20 protein-coding genes are annotated in these 20451 nt (G+C 27.7%); 11 read left to right on the forward strand and 9 right to left on the reverse strand.

Annotated elements, in window-relative coordinates:
• The first annotated feature begins 42 nt into the window (after positions 1–42).
• The 7 genes from miaB (at position 43) to HPRAE_RS05340 (ending at position 8456) form a co-directional block, all read left to right on the forward strand.
• A complete protein-coding gene (miaB, locus tag HPRAE_RS05310; protein WP_014553209.1) occupies positions 43–1374 on the forward strand; it encodes a tRNA (N6-isopentenyl adenosine(37)-C2)-methylthiotransferase MiaB in 1332 nt (443 codons plus the stop codon).
• A 144-nt stretch (positions 1375–1518) separates the two neighbouring features.
• The gene (gene mutS / locus HPRAE_RS05315) at positions 1519–4125 is read left to right on the forward strand and encodes a DNA mismatch repair protein MutS (RefSeq protein WP_014553210.1); all 2607 of its coding nucleotides are present in this window, start codon (positions 1519–1521) and stop codon (positions 4123–4125) included.
• Position 4126: 1 nt separating this feature from the next.
• Positions 4127–6079, forward strand: a complete 1953-nt coding sequence (mutL, locus tag HPRAE_RS05320) for a DNA mismatch repair endonuclease MutL (protein WP_014553211.1) — start codon at positions 4127–4129, stop codon at positions 6077–6079.
• Positions 6079–7050 (forward strand): tRNA (adenosine(37)-N6)-dimethylallyltransferase MiaA, encoded by a 972-nt coding sequence (miaA, locus tag HPRAE_RS05325; RefSeq protein ID WP_014553212.1) that lies wholly within the window; start codon positions 6079–6081, stop codon positions 7048–7050. The genes mutL and miaA overlap by 1 nt, the downstream gene beginning before the upstream one ends.
• The gene (locus HPRAE_RS05330) at positions 7010–7378 is read left to right on the forward strand and encodes a thioredoxin family protein (protein ID WP_014553213.1); all 369 of its coding nucleotides are present in this window, start codon (positions 7010–7012) and stop codon (positions 7376–7378) included. The genes miaA and HPRAE_RS05330 overlap by 41 nt, the downstream gene beginning before the upstream one ends.
• A 144-nt stretch (positions 7379–7522) precedes the next feature.
• Entirely contained in the window at positions 7523–7759 is a 237-nt protein-coding gene (hfq, locus tag HPRAE_RS05335) for an RNA chaperone Hfq (protein ID WP_014553214.1), read from the forward strand.
• Between the two features lie 55 nt (positions 7760–7814).
• Positions 7815–8456: a tetratricopeptide repeat protein gene (locus tag HPRAE_RS05340; protein WP_014553215.1), complete on the forward strand. Its 642-nt coding sequence runs from the start codon at positions 7815–7817 to the stop codon at positions 8454–8456.
• 137 nt (positions 8457–8593) lie between these two features.
• Here HPRAE_RS05340 and lexA read toward each other — a convergent pair whose 3' ends face one another.
• On the reverse strand, positions 8594–9217 hold the full coding sequence (gene lexA / locus HPRAE_RS05345; RefSeq protein ID WP_014553216.1) for a transcriptional repressor LexA: 624 nt from the start codon (positions 9215–9217) through the stop codon (positions 8594–8596).
• Between the two features lie 163 nt (positions 9218–9380).
• Between lexA and yneA the strand changes: the two genes are divergently transcribed.
• From yneA to HPRAE_RS05360, 3 genes are all read left to right on the forward strand, one after another.
• Complete coding sequence (gene yneA, locus HPRAE_RS05350) at positions 9381–9722, forward strand: cell division suppressor protein YneA (protein WP_014553217.1); 342 nt, start codon at positions 9381–9383, stop codon at positions 9720–9722.
• Between the two features lie 264 nt (positions 9723–9986).
• Positions 9987–10643 carry a YneB family resolvase-like protein gene (locus tag HPRAE_RS05355; RefSeq protein ID WP_014553218.1) on the forward strand — a complete coding sequence of 219 codons (657 nt, stop codon included), beginning with the start codon at positions 9987–9989 and terminating at the stop codon, positions 10641–10643.
• Between the two features lie 110 nt (positions 10644–10753).
• Positions 10754–11704 carry an L-lactate dehydrogenase gene (locus HPRAE_RS05360; protein ID WP_014553219.1) on the forward strand — a complete coding sequence of 317 codons (951 nt, stop codon included), beginning with the start codon at positions 10754–10756 and terminating at the stop codon, positions 11702–11704.
• A 480-nt stretch (positions 11705–12184) separates the two neighbouring features.
• On the opposite strand, the gene HPRAE_RS05365 is transcribed toward HPRAE_RS05360, so the two are convergent.
• From HPRAE_RS05365 to ucpA, 3 genes are all read right to left on the reverse strand, one after another.
• Entirely contained in the window at positions 12185–13063 is an 879-nt protein-coding gene (locus HPRAE_RS05365; protein WP_014553220.1) for a radical SAM protein, read from the reverse strand.
• A 132-nt stretch (positions 13064–13195) separates the two neighbouring features.
• The gene (locus tag HPRAE_RS05370; protein ID WP_014553221.1) at positions 13196–13741 is read right to left on the reverse strand and encodes a hypothetical protein; all 546 of its coding nucleotides are present in this window, start codon (positions 13739–13741) and stop codon (positions 13196–13198) included.
• 39 nt (positions 13742–13780) lie between these two features.
• The gene (gene ucpA, locus HPRAE_RS05375; RefSeq protein ID WP_014553222.1) at positions 13781–14575 is read right to left on the reverse strand and encodes an SDR family oxidoreductase UcpA; all 795 of its coding nucleotides are present in this window, start codon (positions 14573–14575) and stop codon (positions 13781–13783) included.
• Positions 14576–14830: 255 nt separating this feature from the next.
• Between ucpA and HPRAE_RS05380 the strand changes: the two genes are divergently transcribed.
• Complete coding sequence (locus HPRAE_RS05380) at positions 14831–16165, forward strand: short-chain fatty acid transporter (protein WP_014553223.1); 1335 nt, start codon at positions 14831–14833, stop codon at positions 16163–16165.
• Between the two features lie 56 nt (positions 16166–16221).
• Here HPRAE_RS05380 and HPRAE_RS05385 read toward each other — a convergent pair whose 3' ends face one another.
• From HPRAE_RS05385 to HPRAE_RS05405, 5 genes are read right to left on the reverse strand one after another with little or no spacing between them, the layout of a single operon-like run.
• Positions 16222–17157, reverse strand: coding sequence for an alpha/beta hydrolase (locus HPRAE_RS05385; RefSeq protein ID WP_014553224.1), 936 nt, complete (start codon positions 17155–17157; stop codon positions 16222–16224).
• 4 nt (positions 17158–17161) lie between these two features.
• Positions 17162–17902, reverse strand: a complete 741-nt coding sequence (locus HPRAE_RS05390; protein WP_014553225.1) for a hypothetical protein — start codon at positions 17900–17902, stop codon at positions 17162–17164.
• Between the two features lie 31 nt (positions 17903–17933).
• Positions 17934–18977, reverse strand: a complete 1044-nt coding sequence (locus tag HPRAE_RS05395; protein WP_014553226.1) for a hypothetical protein — start codon at positions 18975–18977, stop codon at positions 17934–17936.
• A 22-nt stretch (positions 18978–18999) separates the two neighbouring features.
• A complete protein-coding gene (locus HPRAE_RS05400; protein WP_014553227.1) occupies positions 19000–19791 on the reverse strand; it encodes a thymidylate synthase in 792 nt (263 codons plus the stop codon).
• Positions 19792–20304, reverse strand: a complete 513-nt coding sequence (locus tag HPRAE_RS05405) for a dihydrofolate reductase (RefSeq protein WP_014553228.1) — start codon at positions 20302–20304, stop codon at positions 19792–19794.
• Positions 20305–20451: the final 147 nt, after the last annotated feature.

The raw sequence follows: 20451 nt of genomic DNA on the forward strand, positions 1-20451 counted from the left end.
AAATAAATGAAAGCTAATAAAGTTTAATACAGGAGTGGAATAATGAAAAATAATAAATTTTATAATATTATAACTTATGGTTGCCAAATGAATAAGCATGATTCAGAAAGATTAGCTGGTATGTTAGAGGAAATGGGATATCAGCCTACAGATAAATATGAAAATGCAGATATAATTCTATTAAATACTTGTATTATTAGAGAAAATGCTGAACTCAAAGTCTTTGGTAAATTAGGAGAGTTGAAAAGATACAAAAGGGAAAATCCAGATCTAATCATTGGAATTGGAGGCTGTATGATGCAGCAGGATGAGCCTGTAGATGAAGTATATAAAAAATATCGCCATGTAGATTTAATTTTTGGTACTCATAATATTCATCATTTACCTGATTTAATTAATAAAATAGAAAAAACAAGAGATAGAGTTGTTGAAGTTTGGGATGAAGAAGAAGGACTAATTCCTGATTTACCCTCACAAAGAAAATCAGAACATTCAGCTTGGATTTCTATTATTCAAGGATGTGATAATTTTTGTACTTATTGTATAGTACCTTATGTTAGAGGTAGAGAAAGAAGCAGACCTTTAACTTCGATTGTCAAAGAAGCAGAAAAGCTAGCTGCAGATGGAGTTAAAGAAATCACTCTTTTAGGACAAAATGTTAATTCTTATGGTAATGATTTAGAAAAAGAAACTACTTTTCCTAAATTATTGGCTGAATTAAATAAGGTTCAAAAATTAAAAAGAATTAGATTTATGACTTCACACCCTAGAGATTTTTCAGATGAACTTTTAGAAAAAATTGCTGAGCTAGATAAGGTTGCTAATCATATTCATTTACCAATTCAATCTGGAAGTAATAAAGTGCTCAAGCAAATGAACCGCGGTTATACTAGAGAATATTATATAGAGCGGGTAGAAAAAATTAGAAAAGAAATGCCACATGCTTCAGTCTCAACTGATTTTATAGTTGGTTTCCCTGGAGAAACAGAAGCTGATTTTGAGCAAACAATTAACTTAGTTAAAGAGCTTAACTTTGATATGGCTTATACTTTTATTTATTCTCCTCGGAGTGGAACACCTGCAGCTAGTCGTAAAGATCAAATAGATGAAGAAGTTAAAAAGAAACGTTTAAAGACTTTAATGGACTTACAAAATAAAATTAGCTATGATAAAAATCAAAAATTAATAGGAAGTACCCAGGAAGTATTAGTTACTGGAGCTAGTGATAGTAATCCAAAAGTATATGAAGGACGTACTTCTACTAATAAGATTTGTTTTTTTGAAAAAAGAGAAGAACTAATAGGAGAATTAGTTAATGTAAAAATTGAAGCTGCTAAAAGTTGGACTTTAGATGGAACAATTATAGGAAAATAAATCTAATTTTCATCTAAAATATTATAATGATAGCTAAATTGTTTTATATTTAAAATGTAGTTTGCTGATATTTAAACCTGGAGGATAAGTTAATAGATCTTTCAGGTTTTATCTTATATACTCATAAATTTTGGAGGGATTAATTTGGCAAAGTTAACACCAATGATGAAACAATATCATGATTTAAAAAATAAATATCAAGATTCTATTCTTTTTTTCAGATTAGGAGATTTTTACGAAATGTTTGGTCAAGATGCCAAAAAAGCTGCTAAAATACTTGATATTGCACTTACTGCCAGGAATAAAGGTGGAGGAGAAAAAATACCAATGGCAGGAGTTCCCTATCATTCAGCTGCTTCTTATATAGAAAAATTAATTAAAAATGGAATTAAAGTTGCTATTTGTGAACAATTAGAAGATCCTTCAGCAAGTAGTGGAATAGTAAAAAGAGATGTAATTAGGGTTGTAACCCCAGGTACTGTTATTGAAAATGAAATTTTAGCTGAAAATGAAAATAATTATTTAGCTGCAGCTTTTAAATATGGAAATTATTATGGTTTTTCTTATACAGATATTTCAACAGGAGAGTTTTATTTAACTGAATTCCCAGCCTCAGAAACAGATAAATTAAAAGATGAAATTAATAGGATTTCTCCTAGAGAAATTTTATTAGATCAAAAAATTGCTCAGACTAAGCTAATTAAGGAATTACAAAATATTTATAATTTTACTTTAAATATTTTAGAAAACAAAAAATATGATCGTCTTTATCAAGGTATTTTAGACCACTTTCAACTTAAATCATTAGAAGGCTTTGGCTGTGAAGAAATGAAGGCTGCAGTTTATGCTGCTGGTCAAGTTTTAGCCTATTTAGGTGATACTCAAAAAAGAACAATTAATCAAATAACTCTTTTAAAAGCTTATCATTTAGAAGACTATATGGTTTTAGATTCTGCTAGTAGAAGGAATTTAGAATTAACAGCAACAATTAGAGATAATCAGCGTTCAGGCTCTTTATTATCAATTATAGATCAAACAGTTACTTCTATGGGAGGGCGTGAAATTAAAAAATGGATCAATCAGCCCTTAATTCAAAAAAAGGCCATTGAACAAAGACATACAGCCCTAGAAGAAATTATTGATAATTATCAAGTTTTAGACAAATTAAGAGCTGAATTAAATGAAATTTATGATTTAGAAAGAATTATGAGTAAAATAACTTATCAATCAGCTAATGCACGTGATTTAGTTGCTCTAAAAAACTCTTTAGCTAAGCTACCAGCGGTCGAAAATTTAATGCAGAATTTAAAAAGTGATTTAATAATTGAAATGCAGACTAAATTTGATCTTTTAGAAGATATGCATGATTTGATTGAAAAAGCAATTAAATCAGAGCCACCGACTACTATTACTGAAGGAGGAATTATAGCTTCTGACTATAATTCAAGTTTAGATCAGTTAAGAGATTTGGTTAGTAGTGGTAAAGATTGGATTACTAAACTTCAAAAAGAAGAAAGAGAAAAAACAGGAATTAATACCTTAAAAGTTGGTTTTAATAAAGTTTTTGGCTATTATCTTGAAGTAACTAATTCTCATACAGATAAAGTTCCAGAAAGATATGAAAGAAAACAAACTTTAAGTAATAGTGAAAGATATATTATTCCAAAACTTAAAGAAAAAGAAGCAGAAGTGTTAGGTGCTGAAGAAAAGATAAATGATTTAGAGCACAAATTATTTATAGAAATTAGAGAAAAAATTGCTCAAGAAGTAGAGAGAATCAATCAAACAGCAGCTGTTATTGCTCAGCTTGATGTTTTACTAGCATTTTCTTATTTAGCAATTGAGAATAATTATACTAAACCAGAAGTTAATAATGGTCCAGCTATTAAAATAAAAAATGGAAGACATCCTGTAGTCGAAAAAATGTTTACTGAACAGTTTGTACCTAATGATTGTTATCTAGACCAAACTGAACAACGTTTTGTAATTATTACTGGTCCTAATATGTCTGGTAAATCCACTTATATGAGGCAAGTTGCTCTGATTGTTCTAATGGCACAGGTTGGCTCTTATGTTCCAGCAGAAGAGGCTCTCATTGGTTTAACAGATAGAATTTTTACTCGTGTAGGAGCTAGTGATGACTTAACTACAGGTCAAAGTACTTTTATGGTAGAAATGAATGAAGTTGCAAATATAGTAAATAATAGTACTGAAAAAAGTTTAATTATTTTAGATGAAGTAGGACGTGGAACAAGCACTTATGATGGTGTCTCTATAGCCTGGTCTGTTAGTGAATATCTCAACAATCCTGAAAGAATTGGAGCTAGAACATTATTTGCAACTCATTATCATGAATTAACAAGATTAGAAGATGAATATCCTGGTATAAAAAATTATAATGTATTAGTTGAAGAAGATAAAAATGGAGTTCACTTTTTACATCGAATAATAGAAGGCAGAGCTGATGATAGTTATGGAATTGAAGTTGCTCGTTTAGCTGGTCTACCAGAAGAAATCATTATTAGTGCTCAAAAAATATTAAATCGATTAGAAAAAAATAATCAAATGCCAGTTAGAAAACTAGAAAAAACAGTGACTGATTCTCAACATCAACAATTACCATTATTTAATAAAGAAAATAATCCAGTTTTGAAAAAATTAGATGAACAGGATATTTTAGAAATGACTCCAATGGATGCTATGAACTTTTTATATAGTCTAAAAAAGGATTTAAAGAAAGAGGAGAAATAAAATGGGTATTATAAAACAGCTTCCTCAAAATGTAGCTAATCAAATATCGGCTGGAGAAGTTATAGAAAGGCCCGCTTCAATTGTTAAAGAATTAATTGAAAACTCAATTGATGCAGTTGCTAAAAATATAGAGGTTAAAATTGAAGATGGAGGCCGTGAATTAATAAAAGTTAAAGATGATGGCCATGGAATTGAAGCAGATGATATCGAATCAGCTTTTAATCGCTATGCAACTAGTAAAATAGAGGATATAGATGATCTTTATTCACTTTACAGTTTAGGTTTTAGAGGTGAAGCTTTAGCAAGTATAGCTTCTGTGGCAGAAGTTGAAATGATTAGCCGTCATCAAGCTAGTAATCAGGCTATGAAAATTAAAATTAAAGGGGGAGACATTCTAGCAAAAAAACCCACTGGTTCAACTATAGGGACAGAAATTTCTGTTAGAAATCTATTCTATAACACTCCTGCTCGTTATAAGTATTTGAAAAGAACAACAACTGAGTTTTCTCATATTAGTAAAATAGTAAGTGCAGAAGCAACTGCCAATAGTAATTTAAGTTTTAAGCTTTATCATAATGGTAGAAAAATTTTGTCTACTCCAGGTAGTGGTAAATTAAAAGATACTATTTATGCTGTTTATGGAAGTGAAATAGCAGAAAATTTGATTCCAATTGAAACTGAAGATCGTTATATAAAATTAAGTGGTTATCTTTGTCGGCCAGAACTAACCCGTTCTAGCAGAAGTCATGAATTATTTTTTGTAAATGGAAGGCCAATTTATAATAATTTAACTGCTAAAGCAGTTGAAACAGCATATAATAAATTAACTAATCCAGGTAGAAAACCAATTGTGTTTTTATTTATTAAAGTTAATCCGATTTTAGTAGATGTTAATGTTCATCCAGCTAAAAGAGAGGTTAAGTTTAGTCGAAATCAGATTATTTTTGATGTCATTAAAAAAGCAGTGCGTCAATGTTTAAAAGCAAATGATCCAACCAGAAGAATAAAATTAGAACAAAATAAAACTGAAACTACTAAATCAGATAAAGCAGAAGATGAAATAAATCGCGAAAATTTATTTGAAAAGAATATAAAAAATACTTCTGATGAAAAAAAAGCTGGCTTAAATAAAAATCAAAAGCTAAATACGAGCAAAATTTCTAAAAAGGGGAAATATAAAAAACCTAATTACCCCCAAAAGCAATCTCAGCTTAATTCTTATGCTCAAAAAGATTATCAAAAGAATATTAATTATGGCAAAGATAATAAAGGCTTAACTAAAAAAAATGGGCAAAGTTTTAAAGAAAGCCAATCAAATCTAAATGAAATCAGAGCAGCTGAAAAACAAAAGTATTCTTTAGTAGAAAGTAAAGCTGAAGAAAAATATTTTATATTTTTAGGTCAAATTTTTAATAGTTATTTATTGATAGAAACAGACAAGGGTTTAAAAATAGTTGATCAGCATAATGCACAAGAGAGAATTCTCTATGAAAAATTTTATGCAGAATTTAATCAAAAAGATAAATCATCACAATCTTTATTAATACCTGTAAAAATAGAATTATCTATAGAAGAAAGAGAAATTGTTAGACAATATGAAAATGAAATTAAAAAATTAGGTATTGATTTTAGTGATTTTGGTAATAATACAATTTTAATTCAAGAAGTTCCTGTTTTATTAAAAAATAAATCAACCAGAAATATTATAGAAGAATTAATTGCAGATTTAGCTGAGGCTGGCAAAACTAAATCTACAGCAGAAATTCAAAAAAGAATGCTAGAATATTTAGCTTGCAGATCTTCAATTAAGGCAGGACAACCTTTAACAAAAAGAGAAAGTATTCAATTAATTAAAGACTTATATCAGACTGAAAACCCTTATCGCTGTCCTCATAGTAGGCCAGTTATGATTAACATTAATCGCAAAGAAATAGAAAAAGGACTTGGTAGATAATGAGAGATTTAATTGTTTTAACAGGACCAACTGCAGTTGGAAAAACAGAGTTGTCACTAGAATTAGCACAAAGAATTGAAAGTGAAATAATTTCAGCAGATTCAATGCAGATTTATCAAAAGATGGATATTGGAACAGCTAAGGCTTCTAAAAAAGAAAGAGAATTAGTAAAACATCATTTAATTGATTTTTTAAGTCCAGAAATGGATTATTCAGTTTCTGAGTTTCAAAAAGATTGTGACCAAATAATTTCTACTTTAAAAGCTAAGAAAAAAATACCACTTTTAGTTGGTGGTACTCATCTTTATTTAAGAGCTCTTTTAGAGGGGTTTATGCTCCCTGAAATAGAACCTGATTATAAGCGTCGGCAGCAATTAGAAACTTTAGCAGCAAATAAAGGTACAAAAGAAGTGCATAAAATTTTAGCTGAAAAAGATAAAATAACAGCTAAAAAGTTACATCCAAATGACTTAAGAAGAGTTATTCGAGCTATAGAAATTTATGAGCAAACGGGTAAAACCAAAAGTTATTATAAGCAAAAACAAAAACAAAGCCCACCAAGGTATTCAGCTTACAAATTTGCTTTAATCAGAAAAAGAGAAAATTTATATCAAAGAATTAATCAGAGAGTTGATTTAATGTTGGAAAACGGTTTAGTAAAAGAAGTTAAAGATCTTTTAGAAAAATATGATAATTTAAGTGATACAGCGCTGCAAGCTTTAGGTTATAAGGAATTGATTGAATATTTTGAAGGGGAATTTAGTCTTGCAGAAGCTGTTTATGAGATAAAAAAAAGAAGCCGTCACTTTGCTAAAAGACAGTTGACCTGGCTAAGAAAAGAAGATGACTTAATACTTTTTAATCTGGAGCAAGAAAATAAAAAAGATATTTTAAAAACTATGCTTGCTTTAATTAAAGGAGAAAAAAATTATGAAAAAGAATATAAAAAAAGAAGGAAAATTGATTTCTAGTGGAGATGAGTTTAAACAATTACTAGCTGCCAAAGATTCTTTTTTAATTTTATTTACTAGTCAAAGTTGCGGTTATTGTCAGCTTGCTAAAAAAAATATTCAACAGGTTATTTCGGATTTCCCTCAATTAGATTTTTATCAGCTGCAGCTAGCTGATGCAGCTGAAATTTTTCAGAGTTATGATATTAATTCTGTGCCTGTAATTAAAGTATTTAAAGCAGGTCAATCAGTATATACAGGCTTTGGAGTTCGTTCTGTTAATGATCTTTATTATCAACTTAGTTCTTATTTTAATAAAGTAAGTTTTTATCAAAAAGAATCTAATTAAGGCTCTCTTTAAATTAAAAACAAAATTTAGATGGACTTTCTTAACTTCTTTAGATAAAAAAAATCAATCTGTGCAGGAATTTTTGAGCTAATATTGAACTTAATTAATAAGGAAGCTTTTAAAAATATAGAGGGGGCTGCAAAGATGGATAAAAATATTAATTATCAAGATCATATTTTAAAACATGTTCATGAAAAACAAATTGAGGTAATTGTCTATTTTGTTAACGGCTACCAATTAAAGGGTAAAATAACTGCTTATGATAATTTTACTGTTATTTTGAGAAGTGATGAACGTGATCAGATGATTTATAAACATGCTATTTCCACAATTGCTCCAGTTGAAAAAATGAGTGGTCTTCTTGATTTAGAAGATAAATAAAAATTGAATTTAGTAAGTTGAATAACAATTAATTAAAAAGGAAGTTGATTTATTTTTGAAAAAGAATATAATGATTTTGTTTACTATAATATTAATCATATTTGTTTTCAGTTTAAATTCCGCTGCTGAATCTAATTATAATTGGGAACAATTGATTAAGAATACAAAAATCCAATTAGAAACTAATAAAAGTGATATAGTTTTAAATTACACTTTAGCAGTTGCTTATGCAAACACTGGTGAAATAACAAAATGCTATAATATTATAGATGTTTTTGGCAGCAGTGTTAGTAGGAAAGACTTTAACACTGCTGTTTCTCCATATTTAGCAGACTGGCAAGATTATAAAAATATGAATAATTTATTACTTTTAAATTATGCTGCCTTTAAAAAAATAATTAATAAAGATTATAAAAATGCAATTTCTATGTTTAAATATATTGCTCAAATTGATCCAGATAACATTTGGACTTTAAACCATATTGCCGCAGCTTTAGTTGAAATTAAAGAATATGAACAAGCTATTAAATATGCAAATCAAGCTCTTTCAAAGCAGGGAAATGAGTATTCTCACTTAATTAAAGGTTATGTTTATTATGAACAGGGAAATTATGTTAAAACAATTTTTGAAGCTGCTCGTGCTAGAAATTTAGTTAAAGAATTAGCTGATGATGAATACCAAAATTTTTTAGAATAAATTTAGCTATAAAAAAAGCCGCTGAACGGATAAAAGAACTATCCAGCAGCGGAAATTTGTAATTAATTTTTTATATTTAAACAAAATGATATATAAATTTATTAGCTAAGCATTAACTTGCTTAGCTTTTTTATTTTTTAATTAAATTTTCTAAAAAGACCTGTTACTTTACCTAAAATCTTTATATTCTTAGCAATTATTGGTTCATAAGCAGGATTTTCTGGCTGTAATCTAATATGATCTTCTTCTTTAAAAAAGCGTTTAACTGTTGCTTCTTCCTCTAATAAAGCTATTACAATATCTTTATTTTTCGCATAATTTTGTTTTTCAGCGATAACATAATCTCCATCGTGAATACCAGCTTCCACCATACTATTGCCGCTTACCTTTAACATAAATAAATCATTATTTCCAACCTTTAAATAGCTTAAAGGCAGTGGAAAATAATCTTCTATATTTTCTTCAGCTAATATTGGTGAACCAGCTGTAACTTTTCCAACTACAGGAATATTAATCATTTCTTTTTCATTTTTTGCTTCAGGTTCACTATTATAAATTACTTCAATTGCTCGTGGTTTTGAAGGGTCACGTCTTAAATAATTTAATTTTTCTAAAGTTTTTAAATGGCTATGTACAGATGCAGGAGATTTAAGACCTACAGCTTTCCCAATTTCTCTGACAGAAGGGGGATAGCCTTTACTTTTAATTTGATCTATAATAAATTGTAATATACTTTTTTGTCTTTTGGATAGATCATCCATATCAATTATGCCTCCATTCATTTTTTCTTTTATTATAACATAAAAAGTGAAGATAGACAAACAATCGTTCAAATAGACTTGACATTGAACATACGTATTGCTATAATGTAAATAACAAACATAAGTTTAGTACAGGTGTTTATTTTATAGGGGGTTTTTATTTATGAATAATTTAAATGTTTACAGTTTAAACTATAGTCAAAATAAAAGAACTAAAAATAAAGATCAAACTATTTTAATTAAATTTTTAACTATTTTAACTGTTATAATTTGTTTGAGTATCTTATTTATCTTACTATTTTCACTGCTAGGAAAAGGTAAAACTTCTGATAATTTTATTAAACATGAAATAAAAGTTGGAGAATCACTTTGGTCTATAGCCAATCATTATTATGATTCAAATAAGGTAGACTTAAGAAAAATAGTTTATAATATTAAAGAAATTAATAATATAAATTCTTCTTTAATAATCCCAGGTAAAAAGTTATTAGTCCCACTTAATTGAAAACAAAGGCTTATAAGACAGTAAATTACTGTTTTATAAGCTTTTTTTAATGTCTAGGAAATTATACCTAATGGTCTGTTGTGGATAATATTTATAGCTCTATAATTTCCAGCATCAACAAAATTTAACCTGACTGTATTACAGATTATCCGAAGGACATTTTGTTCATTATTATCTTTTAAATAATAATTTTATATAAATTAGTTAATTTTAGTTTTTAATCAACTGAATTTTTGCTATAATAAAAGAAAGAGGATGATTATTATGCAAAAGGCTATTATTTATACACGGGTTAGTACTCAAAAAGAAAGTCAAGATACTAGTTTGAAAAGACAAAAAGAAGAGCTTTTAAGCTATGCTCTAGAAAATAAATTAAAAGTGATAAAAATTATAGAAGAAAAAGAAAGTGGTTTTAACCAGAGTAGACCAGGGATTATTAAGAGTCTAAATTTGATTAAAAAGAAAAAAGTTGAAGTTTTATTAATTCAAGATAGTAGTCGTTTAGGAAGAGGTAATGCCAAAATGGCTTTGATTCATCAAGTGGAAAAAATGGGAGCAGAAATACATACTTTAGCAGATAAAGGTGCTATAGCTTTAAATGATTTAGAAAAAATGATTTTAGAAATTTTAGGTGTAGTTGAAAGCTATCAACAAGAACTTAGAAATCAAAATATTAGTAGAGCTATGAAAAACAAAATAGCTGCAGGTGAATTTAATCCAGCTAATAATCTTAAAAATATTGATCAAGGTGGTAGAAACAGAAAGGAAATACCAATTAAAGAAATTATTAGATTAAAAAAATTAGATTTAACTTTTAAAGATATAGCTGCAACTTTACGCGGTTTAGGATATAATGTTTCTAAATCAACGGTTCACAGGCGCTATCAAGAATATAAAAAGAATAATGAAATAATAATTTAAATTGCTCATTAACATAATCTAAATCTAGTTTGTAAAATATTTTACTTTTATTATTTGCTAAGATGCTATAATTAAGCTATAATAAGCAAAAAATGAGGTGAATTAATAAAATGAATAAATTAAATCCAAATAAAATCGCAGTAATTGGTGCTGGTGGAGTAGGAGCAACAACTGCTTATGCTTTAATGGTTCAGGGTATTGGTTCTGAAATAGTTTTAATTGATGTTAATAAAGAAAAAGCTGAAGGAGAAGCTATGGATTTAAGACATGGTGCTTCTTTTGTTAATCCTGTTGATATTTATGCAGGAGATTATAAAGATCTTGATGATGCTAAATTAATTATTATAACTGCTGGAGCAGCACAAAAACCTGGAGAAACTAGACTTGATTTGATTAAAAAGAATACTGGTATATTTAAAAATATAATTTCTTCAATAACAAAATATAATCAAGATGGAATTTTATTAGTTGTTACAAATCCAGTTGATATCTTAACTTATTTAACTTATAAATTATCAGGCTTTCCAGTTAATAGAGTTCTTGGTTCTGGAACAGTTCTTGATAGTTCAAGATTTAGATCATTATTAAGCAAAAACTGTGGAGTAGCCGCTAGTAATGTTCATGGTTATATAATTGGAGAACATGGAGATAGTGAAGTTCCAGTCTGGAGCTTGACTAATATCGCTGGTACTCAAATTAAAAATTATTGTCCTATTTGTGATAAAGTTTGTAAAGAAGAAGAATTAGAACAAATAAGCTCTAAGGTTAAAAATGCTGGTTATGAGATTATTAGAAAAAAAGGAGCTACATTTTATGCTATATCTTTAGCAGTGGCAAGAATTGCAAGAGCAATCTTAAGAGATGAAAATGCAGTTTTAACAGTTTCATCTTTAATGGAAGGTTATTATGGAATTGAAGACATGAGTTTAAGTTTACCGACTTTAATTAATTCAAATGGAATTGCTAAAGTTTTAGAGTTGCCAATTTCTAAAAAAGAAAAAGCAGACTTTAGAGCATCAGCCAAACACTTAAAAGATAATATTAAAGGTTTAGAAATTTAAATAAAGATTTTATAAAGTGATAGTAATTTTTTGATATTGATTACTATCACTTTTAAATTTTTTAATATCCCAAAATCTTGAGTAAACTTAAGAATTGGGATAAAAACTAAAACTAAATTTGTTAACTAATTAAGTAATAGTTTTAAGCTAAGCTTTTGATTATTTTAAATAACTTCGCAAAATCATAATTTTACGAAGTTATTATCTAAAAAATAATTTTTTACCTAATTTAGACTAAATTTTTGTTTTAAGCTCCTTTTCATTCAAGGCCCATAAATTAAAAAGCTGATCAAATCCCCAGTCATAAGAAAACTTTTTGCTTCTAGAGCCTCTGCTTTTTAGCTTATAATTTATCTAATTTCTTATTTTGCTTTAACTAAAATTTAAACTTATAAAAAACTCAACCTATTCACTTATTTAATAACTAGCTAACTAGTTTAATTAAAAAGTTTAAAGGTTGAGTTTGTATTTATTTAATTATTATAAACTTCTTAGCCCTTCTGCTTTTAAATGATATTTCTGAGGGTTATCAATAATATACTCTAATTTTTCTAAAATATTATTTTTATCTTCAGGTAAAGTTCCCTTGATAGCATAATAATTAGAAGCATGGTTACTTCTAAAAATACATTGTTCTTCTAGATCAAGTCTTTTTATTATTTCTTTCAACTCAATTACAGTTTGATAAGGAGTTAAAATCTCAAAATTTCCATTTTTTACATCTTGATATAAAGGAGCATCTTCTGGGAGCATTAAAGTTAGAGCGCTTAAATAATCTGGTTTTATTTGATTAATGATTGAGGCAGTTGCTTGAGCATGCAATTTTGTTTTTTCTTTTCCACCTAAACCAAGAATGATTGTTGAAGAATTAATAATTCCAGCTTCTTTCAATTTTTTACCAGCTTTTATTATTTCTTCTCTATTAGCTCCTTTATTAATTTTTTCTAATATTTGATCAGCTCCACTTTCAATTCCTAAATAAGTCATTTTAAGACCATTCTGTTTTAATTCTTTAAGCTCATTTAAAGATTTATGCAAAATGCTTTTAGGTGATGAGTAGCTAGTTATTCTTTTTAAGTTAGTGAAATTATTATTAATTGTTTTTAAAATATTTAATAGTTTTTCAAATTTAATTATTAGAGCATCACCATCTGCTAAAAATATTCTCTCTATATTTTTATATTTAGCTGCTGCAGCCTTAATTTCTTTTTTGATCTCTACTTCTTTTTTAATATGAAATTTTTTATTTTTATACATATTACAAAATGTACATTTATTGTGAGAACAGCCAACTGTTAGCTGAATTATTAAACTTTTTGCTTCACTTGGAGGTCTCCAAATTTTACCTTTGTAGTTCATAAGTTATCTCCTTTATTATTTAAATTATTTTATTTGTTTAGATTGATTAGTATATATTTTATTAAATATTTAATTTAAAAACCATTTAAAGAGCTGCTTCTGCAGCTCTTTAAATTATAAAATTACAAATTTTTAAAATTTCTTTGTTCTACCAAATGATTCTCTTTTTTCGTTATCTTTTTTAATTGTTATAACTCTAAATTCTTTAAACTTTTGATCATAGTTTAAAAAATAATATTGATTAAGTTTAAAACCAAGCTGCCCTTTATAACTATGGCCATCTAAATCATTTTGCACTTTAGCTTGTTTAATAGATTTACAGCCAGAAACAATTCCAATTGGATAACCATTTTCTTTAACTAAGACATCAACCCCTAAAGGGCAGGTATCTTCTGCTTCATAATTAATTAAATAGTTTTCTTCTACATAAGCATTTGGAAGCTTGATAAAAGTTTTATTTTCTTTTTTATCTTTAAAATAAATTAAATGTTGATTATCAATTTTAATTACATCATCTAAAATTAGCCATTGACCTGAAATATTAGCTATCTCAGAATTAGCTTGAATAAGTTGACTTAAATTACTTTCTTTAAAATAATCAGCTTCTATTTTCTCTTTTGAATCAAGTTTAACTACTTTAGCTTTTTTATCTAATTCAAATAAATTAATAACATCCACTATTTATTCACTCTCCTTAGAATTAAAGATCTTAGTTAATTAGGTGCCGACACTGACTGATTCTGGTAAAGTACTACCTCCATCAATAATATTTTGAGTACCTGTCATATAGCTTGATTCATCACTACCTAAAAAAGCAGCTAGTTCTCCTATTTCTTCAGGTTCAGCAAGCCTTTGCATTGGAATTGCTTTAGCCATTTCTGTTAAGACTGCTTCTGGTTCTTTAGGATTTGATTGTTGAGCAATTGATTCAGCCATTGGAGTTCTGACATAACCTGGACAAATAGCATTGACTCGAATCTGAAAAGGCGCTAATTCGACTGCTAATGATTTTGTTAACCCAACTAAAGCCGACTTGCTTAAAGCATAAGCAGTTTCTCCAGGATCAGCAACTAAGTCTCCAGTAACAGAAGAAGTGATTACAATACTACCTTTGTTATTTTTTTTCATTTCAGGTAAAACAGCCTGAATAGTATTCCAAGTACCTTTAATATTAACATCAATATGAAAATCTCTATCTTCAGCTGTCATTTCTAAAAACTTTCCTAATTTACAAACTCCTGCATTTGCAACTAATATCTCAATAGTTCCAAACTTATCTTTAGCTTGAGTTACAGCCTTTTTTAAATCATCTAAATTACGAAGATCAGCTTGGATAGCTATTACACTACTATGACCTTCAGCCTTTAAATCTGATGCTAAATCTAGTACATCATCTGCTATATCTACTAACACTAATTTTGCTCCCTGCTGTGCATAGACTTTAGTAATTCCTCTACCAATACCACTAGCTGCACCAGTAATAAAAGCAACTTTATCAGTTAACTTAGCCATTTTAATCACTCCTTTTTTATATTGTGAATAAGAGAACTTAATTATAATATAATAAATAAAAGAGCTGATGTCAAGTTTTATCTTGCTCAATTTTAAATAAAAATATCATATATTATCTAAAAAAGCAATGGTTTAATAATTTTAAGAATATTTAAATTTAAATATTCTAGTTAAAAAAAGCAGGATAATTAAAATTCATCTTTAATATTGTATAGTAGATATAATTTTCACAAATATTTTTAAGAGGTGATTTTAATGTTAAAAAAAGTTTCAAATTTTTTCGTGTCTATGGTGCAAAAATATTTACCAGATCCCTTTATTTTCGCTATTATTTTAACCTTTATAGTTTATTTAATGGGGATTTTTATTGCTGGTAACTCTCCTTTAGACATGGTTGCACATTGGGGTACTGGTTTTTGGAGTTTATTAGCTTTTGCAATGCAAATGTCTTTGGTTTTAGTTACTGGACATGCTTTAGCTAATAGTGATTTCTTTAAGAAAATTTTAAGAACAATTGCTTCAATACCTAGTAGTGCGGGTCAAGCTATCTTTATGACAACTCTAATTTCAGCTGTAGCTTGTTGGATCAATTGGGGATTTGGTTTAGTAATTGGTGCTTTATTAGCTAAAGAAATGGCAAGACAGATTGATGATCTGGACTATCCTTTATTAATTGCAAGTGCTTATTCTGGTTTTGTAGTTTGGCATGCAGGACTATCTGCTTCTGTTCCCTTAACTGTTGCTACAGAAGGAAACTTTTCTCAATCAATGATTGGAGGAATTATTCCAATTTCCGAAACAATTTTTAGTCCTTTAAATTTAATTTTAAGTGCAGTAGTTATTTTAACTATTCCCTTTATTAATAAATTTATGTTACCAGATAAAGAAAATAGAATTATAGTTGATGCTGATATTTTATCAGATCGGAAAGAAGAAGAAAGTTCAGGTCGAATTATAGAAAACAAAGAACAATTTTTTGCAGATAAAATAGAAAACTCACCTCTCCTTTCCATGTTACTTGGAGCTTTAGGGTTGAGTTACATAATTTATTATTTTATCAATGGTGGCGGTCTGAATTTAAATATAGTAATTTTTATATTTCTTATTTCTGGAATTATCTTACATAAAACGCCCCATCGTTATTTATTAGCTTTTAATGAAGCAGTTAAAGGTGCAGGCGGTATTTTACTTCAATTCCCTTTATATGCTGGAATTATGGGAATGATGGTTAGTTCTGGTTTAGCTACTATTATTTCTGAATGGTTTGTATCTATTTCAACTGTTCATACTTTCCCATTTTTCTCTTTTTTAAGTGCTGGTCTAGTTAACTTTTTTGTTCCTTCTGGTGGAGGTCAGTGGTCAGTTCAGGCCCCTGTTATGGTTCCAGCTGGAGCAGAACTTGGAGTTGATGCAGCCAAAACTGCTTTAGCAGTAGCTTGGGGAGATGCCTGGACTAATATGATTCAACCATTTTGGGCATTACCAGCTTTAGGAATTGCAGGACTTGGAGCAAGAGATATTATGGGCTATTGTATTGTGATTTTAATTTGGGTTGGAATTATCGCTTCATTTGGCTTTATGGTCTTTTAAAGTAGAATTGAATTAAATAGTTTAAAAAAAGAGCTGCCTTAATTGGCAGCTTTTTTTTAAATCTTATTTTTTTGATACCAATTATTAATTACTCTTTTTACAGATTTTAGCTGCTGATTTTCTCCCTTTTCATCAATAAATCGATAATTTAAACCTGGCATAATTTTAAAAGTAAAATTATCTTTTTCAGCAAATTTATCTGCTAAATATTCTACTCCCTCTGGTGGAGTAAGTTGATTTTCTTTTCCAATGACATATAAAACTGGAATTTCTAAGTTTCTTAAATAAGGTTCAGACTCATAATCTAAAAGACTAGCAAAATGCTTATAAGTAAGATTTAACCACTTAGCATCTGGAACTGGATACTCTCTAATAATATCAAATTTAGCAGCAAGCTTTTTTTGAGTATCTATCTTTACCCTATTGAAAAATTTACCTTCATTTACTGGGTCCTTAATTTTTTTAGCCAATAAAATTTTTAGTTCTTTTTCGAGTGAATAACCACCAGCTGATAAAGAAATCAAATGAGTTATTTCTGGTATTTCAGCTGCAATTTGAGGAGCAATTTTGCCTCCTTCTAATCTACCAGCTAAAATAATATTTTTTAAATCATTGTGATAAACAGAATCTAGAACATAATTTATAACAAACTTAGTATCTTTAATTCTTCGGTTAATATTATTTGTTTGAGCAAAAAGTTCTGGGTCTTTAAAAGCATACTTTTCTATTAATAATAGATCAGTATTTGGTGGCAAATAATTTTCCCAGATTTCAAGATTAGTATAAGGTCTTCTGCCAGACCCCTCTAAAGCAATAAATAAATTTTTATTTAATTTATTTGGAGTTCTACTACCTAAATGATAGGTTAATTTTTCAGCTTCTAAATTAACTGTTTCCTCTGATTTAAAACTAATGGCTCTCTCTTCAGCAGCTGTCTTAAAAGTAAAGGCTAAACTAAAAATTATTATTAAAATAAATATTTTTTTAAACATTAAATTATCCTTTCTCAGTTATCTTTATTTTTTGATCAACATAATCTATTTGATAAACTTTTTGATAAAAATTTAATTGATGGCCTAAAAAGGCAGAAGTAACTATTTTATCATTTTTAATATTTTCTGCTTTTAAAAAATTATTGACTTCAAAGTTACGGAAATAGCCTCTTTTTATTTCATCAGTAAAATATTGCTTATATTTTTGGGGAAGTACTAAAATATTGACGTCTTGATTTTTAGCTAAATATAATTTTACTTTTGCTAAAAATTCTTGATCTTTATTGACTGTAAATTGTCTTTCTTTTGCAAAAATAATTATCTGATATTTTCCTGAAGAATGAAACTTAACAAAGAAATCTCTATTTGATATTTTTTTAAAATTTTGAGCTTTATCTTTTAATTTATTAGTAAATGATAAAGCAGATAACTTTGAGTGTCTAACATTTCTTTTGATTGTCAGAGGAGAATCTATAAGACCTACTTGGTCTTCTTTATAAGTATGGCCAATCAAGAAATTTATTTCTTCTTTTTTATCATGAAGATATACTGTACTATAACCTACAGTTTTTGGTAAAAATTTATTTGACCAGTTATATTTTTTTCTGTAGTCTATAATCTCGATCTGATTATCAAACTCTTCTTTTAAAACTTTTTCTACTTCTCTTTTTGGAATTGTAAGTATAAAAAAAGTTATTGCTCCAACTATAATTACTAAGATTAATAAAACAGCGATAATTTTCATTTTGTTATTTTCTCCTATTATCTTTTGTTTTTTACTGCTGATGTTCTATAAATTGATCATTAAGAAAGTCATATTTTAGAAATCTAATTTTCAGCTCTTCTTTTTGGTTAATTATGCTATCATAAATTTCAACTTCAAAACGATTTTGATCCCAAATTAAAAAAGAGTCTATAAAATCAATATCTAAATTCTTATTGTATTTTTTTTGATATAATCTTTTAATTAATTCTTCAGTTTTAAGACCTAAACTAATATCTAAATTACTACCTTTATTTAGTAAATATAAATAATGTTTTTTTGAAAATTCTCCTCTAACTTCTTGTATTTTTGAGCCGTGATAGCGCCCTACATCTTCATGCATATCTTTTTGATCAATATAGCTTATCCGATAAGAGCTTAAGTGTGGTAAAAAAGAACCAAACATTCCACTATTTAATACTTCTAAATCTTGAATTCCATTTTCTTTGAAAATTTTATTTTTTTCAAAATAGCCAAAATAAGATTTTCTGATTTCTTGACTAAAATATTTTTTATATTTTTTAGGAATAAATATAATTTTATCGGCTTGGTTTTGAGATAAATATAATTCTAATTCATTAAATATTTTTTTAGTTTTTTCAAATGAAAACTCATTCATATCTAAAAAAAGAATTATTTGATATTCTTTATAAGTATGATAATAATTAACGAAAAAATCTCTATTTGATACTTTTTCAAATGCCTGAGCTTTATTTGTCAGCTTATTAATAAAGGTCAAAGCTTCTGCTTCGGCTTCATTTATTTTTTCAACTAAACTTTTAAAGCTATCTTTTTTTAAAATATCTTTATTTTTTTTATAATCATGACTAATGAAATAATTTATATCTTTTTCTTTGTCATGTAAATAAACAACACTAAAACCCTTGCTTCTTATCCGATCCCAATAATACTGCTTTTTATATTTAACAATTTCAATTTTATTTTTAAATTCTTCTTTTAAAACTTTTTCAACTTTTCTTTGAGGGTTAAAAAAAGCAAAAGCATTTAAACTGCTAATTAAAATTATTAAGATTAATAAAGTAGTTATAATTATCATTTTATTATATCCTCTCATTTGACTAGACCGATACTTTCCCTTTAATAAGTGGATGAGGATTATAATTTAGTAATTTAATATCTTCATATTTAAAATCAAATAGATTATTAATCTTTGGATTTAATTTAATTTGAGCTAAATCTCTTGGCTTTCTTTTTAATTGTTTTTTTATTTGCTCAAAGTGATTATGATAAATATGAACATCTCCTCCAGACCAGATAAAATCTCCGACTTCAAGTCCTACAACTTGAGCTATCATATGTGTTAACAAACTATAACTAGCTATATTAAAAGGTACGCCTAAGAAAGTATCACAAGAACGTTGATATAATTGACATGATAGTTTGCCGTCAGCAACATAAAATTGAAAAAGTAAATGACATGGTGGTAAAGCCATATTTTCTAAGTCTCCTACATTCCAGGCATTTACTAATAATCTTCTAGAGTTAGGATTTGTTTTGATTTGTTCAATAACCTCAGAAATTTGATCTATTGTTCCATCTTTACCTTCCCAATTTCTCCACTGGTGACCATAAATATGACCTAAGTCTCCATGTTCATCTGCCCATTCATCCCAAATATGCACATTATTGTCATTTAAATATTTAATATTAGTGTCTCCTTTTAAAAACCAAAGAAGTTCATGTACAATTGCTTTCCAATATATTTTTTTAGTTGTAAGTAGTGGAAAGCCTTTTTTTAAGTTGAATCGTAGTTGATAACCAAAAACACTTCTAGTTCCTGTACCTGTTCTATCTTCACGATCTACTCCATTATCTAAAATATGTTGACACATTTTAAGGTATTTCTTCATTTAAATTTCACTCCTAGATATTTTGTTTTTACGTTGATAAATATAATAATTATAATGATAAGGATTTTCACTATTATACTTCCCCTTTTTTTTCATTACTTTTAACCAATTATCAAAATTAAGTGGGGGGAAATAAGTATCTCCTTTAAATTCAGCTTCTATAATAGTTAAGTATAATTTCTTAGTATATGGTAAAAATAGTTTGTAAATTTCAGCTCCTCCAATAATAAAAGCTTCTTTTTTAGAATCTAAAAATTCATCTAATATTTTTTTAACTGAATGGATTATTTCAGCTCCTTCAGCTTGATATTTTTTATTTCGTGTTAAAATAATATTTCTTCTACCAGGTAAGGGAAATCCAATTGATTCAAAAGTCTTACGTCCCATAATAACTGGAGCTCCCATTGTGGTTTGCTTAAAATATTCTAAATCTGCTGGCAAATCCCAAGGGATTTCATTCTTATCACCAATTAATTGATTTTTATCCATTGCTACAATAATTGCTAAACTCATAATTACACCTCTTCAACTTCATTTTTAGTTAAAATCCTGCTTTAACTTAAAACAAAGCAGAAAATATATTATAATTAGTATAGCAAGAATCTGAATAATGGTAAAGTAAATATTATAAAAAAATATACTAAAAAATATTTATAATTT

The sequence above is a fragment of the Halanaerobium praevalens DSM 2228 genome, assembly GCF_000165465.1.
GTDB classification, from domain to species: Bacteria; Bacillota; Halanaerobiia; order Halanaerobiales; family Halanaerobiaceae; genus Halanaerobium; species Halanaerobium praevalens.

Coding starts and splice junctions, on each gene's coding strand:
- HPRAE_RS05365 (WP_014553220.1), bottom strand. CDS start 13,063: ATGAACTACAAAGGTAAAATTTGGAGACCTCCAAGTGAAGCAAAAAGT.
- yneA (WP_014553217.1), top strand. CDS start 9,381: ATGAATAATTTAAATGTTTACAGTTTAAACTATAGTCAAAATAAAAGA.
- HPRAE_RS05385 (WP_014553224.1), bottom strand. CDS start 17,157: ATGTTTAAAAAAATATTTATTTTAATAATAATTTTTAGTTTAGCCTTT.
- miaB (WP_014553209.1), top strand. CDS start 43: ATGAAAAATAATAAATTTTATAATATTATAACTTATGGTTGCCAAATG.
- HPRAE_RS05400 (WP_014553227.1), bottom strand. CDS start 19,791: ATGAAGAAATACCTTAAAATGTGTCAACATATTTTAGATAATGGAGTA.
- HPRAE_RS05405 (WP_014553228.1), bottom strand. CDS start 20,304: ATGAGTTTAGCAATTATTGTAGCAATGGATAAAAATCAATTAATTGGT.
- HPRAE_RS05360 (WP_014553219.1), top strand. CDS start 10,754: ATGAATAAATTAAATCCAAATAAAATCGCAGTAATTGGTGCTGGTGGA.
- HPRAE_RS05330 (WP_014553213.1), top strand. CDS start 7,010: ATGAAAAAGAATATAAAAAAAGAAGGAAAATTGATTTCTAGTGGAGAT.
- lexA (WP_014553216.1), bottom strand. CDS start 9,217: ATGGATGATCTATCCAAAAGACAAAAAAGTATATTACAATTTATTATA.
- miaA (WP_014553212.1), top strand. CDS start 6,079: ATGAGAGATTTAATTGTTTTAACAGGACCAACTGCAGTTGGAAAAACA.
- HPRAE_RS05395 (WP_014553226.1), bottom strand. CDS start 18,977: ATGATAATTATAACTACTTTATTAATCTTAATAATTTTAATTAGCAGT.
- HPRAE_RS05390 (WP_014553225.1), bottom strand. CDS start 17,902: ATGAAAATTATCGCTGTTTTATTAATCTTAGTAATTATAGTTGGAGCA.
- HPRAE_RS05380 (WP_014553223.1), top strand. CDS start 14,831: ATGTTAAAAAAAGTTTCAAATTTTTTCGTGTCTATGGTGCAAAAATAT.
- hfq (WP_014553214.1), top strand. CDS start 7,523: ATGGATAAAAATATTAATTATCAAGATCATATTTTAAAACATGTTCAT.
- HPRAE_RS05355 (WP_014553218.1), top strand. CDS start 9,987: ATGCAAAAGGCTATTATTTATACACGGGTTAGTACTCAAAAAGAAAGT.
- mutL (WP_014553211.1), top strand. CDS start 4,127: ATGGGTATTATAAAACAGCTTCCTCAAAATGTAGCTAATCAAATATCG.
- ucpA (WP_014553222.1), bottom strand. CDS start 14,575: ATGGCTAAGTTAACTGATAAAGTTGCTTTTATTACTGGTGCAGCTAGT.